Raw genomic sequence first — 3,105 nt, 5'->3', positions numbered from 1 at the left:
TATACTACTGTATTTTCTCCTTCGCCCCTGCGGGGCTTAATTAATTTTCAATCTAATGTTCCGTAGGTTCAAACCTACGGCTAACATACTACAGCCCTTCGGGCTTTAATAATGATTCCTGAACTCCGCTGTCAGTCACACTGCTGTAGCTACGGCGGAAAAAAGGACTTAAGCTTAATTCGACCACCGAACGAGCCTTGGAGTTCGTCGATAATGAATCGATTAAATCCATCGTCGCATCTGGCCGATAGGTTAAATTTGAATACAGTTCTTGACGAAACTGGTGAAGTTGAGTAGTATAATGTTTGGTATTCATAATACTCAACTATTCGACCAGATTCGCCGATTTCTTAATATTTTTTTTACATTTTGTCCAAAGTCCAATACTATCTGGATACCTTATAAAGATGATGATAATGATGGTAAAGTAGATGGAACAGATATCCCTGAGGATAACCTAAAGGCATTATTCTGGAATGGAAGGGATTGGGTAAGGGACTTTGATACTACAATTGATAAGATAAATAACCTTGCCAAGTTTAACACCTCACACCTAACAACCTTTGGGCTATTCATCGCAAAAGACCTTGATGATGTAGTCGTGTATCCAAATCCGTTCAAGAGTGAAGGACACAATGTAATAAGGTTTGAGATGCTGACTGATGATGTTACTATAAGAATCTACAACATTGCCGGTGAACTGGTGCGAATAGAAGAAGATATAACTACTGGCTACTTTGACTGGGATGCTAAGAATGACTCTGGAGAAAAGGTGGTAAGTGGTGTATACATCTATATCATAACCGATGATGAAGGAAGGATAAAGAAGGGGAAGCTTGCCATCATCCGATAACAAAAATCTGAGTAATCGTTCACCGCAGAGACACAGAGACACGGAGAATGATTTTAGAAAAAGCTCTTGGGTTCAGGAAAGGCAGGTTTGCTAAGGTGAGTCCCGGATTATCCGAGAGCGTTCAAAATAGATTAGGAGGTGATTTAGATGATAAGTGAGCAAGCAATAAAAGAGAAGTACGATACGATAGAGCTGATGGAGAGAAGATTTAAATTACTAGTAGGCGCCAAATGGGAGGATAAAAGCGAATTATTAAAAGCAGTCAAAGAGCAAGATGAAATCAGAGAGAGGTTTTCCAAAAAGTGTAAAGGTTGGAATAGCACTGCTGAGATTAGAAAATGGAGAGATAATAGATGATTGTTTTAGATACATCAGTAATTGTAAAATGGTATAATAAAGAAGAAGGGACTGATAAAGCACTTAAGATTCAAAAAAGCCACATCCAAGGGGAGGAAAAGATAAGTGTGCCTGATTTGATGCTATATGAATTGGCAAATGCAATTAGATTCAGTCCAGCAAATGACCTTGAAGAACTGATAGCAATAATTGATAATCTTAGTAAGTTGAAGCTCAATATTATTCTTCCAACTACTGATATAATAAAGGAAGCAGGCAGAATTTCATTTAGGTATAAGATTAGTATTTTTATGATGCAGTCTATCTTGCCTTGTCTTTGAGCTTAGGATGTGAATTTATCACCGCAGATGAAAAATTATATCATCAGGTTGAGGATTTGCCTTTTGTGAGGTTGTTAAGCAAGGTTTAAGAAAGAAAGGAACAGGTACCAAGAAGACTTTGGTGGTTTTAGGAATAGGGTTTTTCCCAAACTTTCTCGATTTCTCTCGAGTTTTTGAAGATTTGAGGAGCTTTTGGGAGATCTTTGGTAAAAAAATAGGGGAAAATATTAGGCAGGTTTGCTAAGGTGAGCAAAGAGAGAGCCTCGGATTATCCGAGAGCGTTCATTAGGTAAAAGGAGATAAGGGCGAGGGTCATCGTTTCGGCTATTTTTCGCAGGCATCTGGTAATCTGGTGTCTGGTTGTCTGGTAAGCGGAACACCAGGCCACCAGACACCAAGCTACCAGACACCCGGTAGCCAGTGGGCTATTCGTAAATGACCGAAACGATGACCAAGGCCGAGATAAGGCATGGCCTTCTATACCATTGAAAAGACAAAGATCAGGAGTTTCCTTAATAGACTTCTTACGGAATTCACCTTGATTGCCCCGCTAAAAAAAGATAATCGGACCTCATTCGAGGAGGTCGTGAATTCAGGGGAGGTGGTCCTTACCTCAAGGAATACGGATAAGTCCCCCAAAGGCAGTTTCTTCCCCCAGACAGAGGTGATGTTCTCATATAAGGAGGGTAAGATACATAAGCCGGAGATGAAAGGAAGGAGACTCCTCTTTGGTATTCGTCCTTGCGATGCCAAGGGCTTTGTCCTTCTTGATAAGGTCTTTGCGGGAGGTGATTTTGAGGATGTCTATTATAAGGAAAAGCGGGAGGGTGCCCTAATATTTGGGATGGCCTGTAATGAACCTCAAACCACCTGTTTTTGCACTTCCTTCCATACCGGACCTTATGATAAGGAGAATGTAGATGTATTTTGGGTAGATATAGGAGAAGGCTTTCTCCTTGAGTCCATTACCGAAAGAGGGGAGGCCGTCCTTGAGAAGCAGGGATTGAGTAAAGCCTCATCAGAAGATATCCGTAAGGTAGATGAACTCAAGAAGGCGGCTGAATCTGAAATATCAGATAGGTTGGATGTCTCTGGGCTGAAGGAGGGGCTCTCAGGTTTATTCGATAACCCCATCTGGGAGGAGATTTACCTGAGATGCGTGGGGTGTGGGATATGCACCTTTTTCTGTCCCACCTGCCATTGCTTTGACATCGTGGATGAGGGCGATAGGCAGAGCGGGAAAAGAATCAGGATTTGGGATTCCTGTATGTTTCCGCTTTTTACCCTGCATGCCTCAGGACATCAGCCAAGAGAGACGGGTAAGGAGAGATTCCGTCAGCGTATAATGCACAAGTTTAATTATTTCCCGGAGAAATTTGGTGAAGCCGCCTGTGTTGGCTGCGGCAGATGTGTGGTAAATTGCCCGGTAAATCTTGATATTCGAGAAGTGGTAACCGTTCAGCCACTGATTGACACGGATTAGCACGGATAAATAATAGAGGACAGAAGGCGGAGTTGTAGGGACAGAGCTTGTCCCTGTCCGTTCCATAGGCGGACAACCACAAGGGTTGTCCC

General features: G+C 42.2%; 5 protein-coding genes. 4 read left to right on the top strand and 1 reads right to left on the bottom strand.

What is annotated here, in order from left to right; genetic code table 11:
• Positions 1-88: 88 nt before the first annotated feature.
• Entirely contained in the window at positions 89-316 is a 228-nt protein-coding gene (locus AB1797_13795; GenBank protein ID MEW5768659.1) for a hypothetical protein, read from the bottom strand.
• Here AB1797_13795 and AB1797_13790 point away from each other — a divergent pair.
• From AB1797_13790 to AB1797_13775, 4 genes are all read left to right on the top strand, one after another.
• Positions 302-853, top strand: coding sequence for a T9SS type A sorting domain-containing protein (locus tag AB1797_13790; GenBank protein MEW5768658.1), 552 nt, complete (start codon positions 302-304; stop codon positions 851-853). The two genes, AB1797_13795 and AB1797_13790, sit on opposite strands and share 15 nt — an antisense overlap.
• A 147-nt stretch (positions 854-1,000) precedes the next feature.
• Positions 1,001-1,210 (top strand): hypothetical protein, encoded by a 210-nt coding sequence (locus AB1797_13785; GenBank protein MEW5768657.1) that lies wholly within the window; start codon positions 1,001-1,003, stop codon positions 1,208-1,210.
• The gene (locus AB1797_13780; GenBank protein ID MEW5768656.1) at positions 1,207-1,530 is read left to right on the top strand and encodes a type II toxin-antitoxin system VapC family toxin; all 324 of its coding nucleotides are present in this window, start codon (positions 1,207-1,209) and stop codon (positions 1,528-1,530) included. Before AB1797_13785 ends, AB1797_13780 begins: the two co-directional genes overlap by 4 nt.
• 469 nt (positions 1,531-1,999) lie before the next feature.
• On the top strand, positions 2,000-3,013 hold the full coding sequence (locus tag AB1797_13775; protein ID MEW5768655.1) for a 4Fe-4S dicluster domain-containing protein: 1,014 nt from the start codon (positions 2,000-2,002) through the stop codon (positions 3,011-3,013).
• Positions 3,014-3,105 lie beyond the last annotated feature (92 nt).

It is taken from the genome of bacterium (assembly GCA_040753085.1).
Lineage (GTDB): Bacteria > UBA9089 > JASEGY01 > JASEGY01 > JASEGY01 > JASEGY01.
The sequence above is the reverse complement of the archived record's forward strand: the minus strand, read 5'-3'. Positions and strand labels throughout refer to the sequence as shown.

What these genes read in the sequence shown, in the direction of transcription:
- AB1797_13790 (MEW5768658.1), top strand. Translation starts at nt 302, where the DNA reads ATGTTTGGTATTCATAATACTCAACTATTCGACCAGATTCGCCGATTT.
- AB1797_13795 (MEW5768659.1), bottom strand. Translation starts at nt 316, where the DNA reads ATGAATACCAAACATTATACTACTCAACTTCACCAGTTTCGTCAAGAA.
- AB1797_13785 (MEW5768657.1), top strand. Translation starts at nt 1,001, where the DNA reads ATGATAAGTGAGCAAGCAATAAAAGAGAAGTACGATACGATAGAGCTG.
- AB1797_13780 (MEW5768656.1), top strand. Translation starts at nt 1,207, where the DNA reads ATGATTGTTTTAGATACATCAGTAATTGTAAAATGGTATAATAAAGAA.
- AB1797_13775 (MEW5768655.1), top strand. Translation starts at nt 2,000, where the DNA reads ATGGCCTTCTATACCATTGAAAAGACAAAGATCAGGAGTTTCCTTAAT.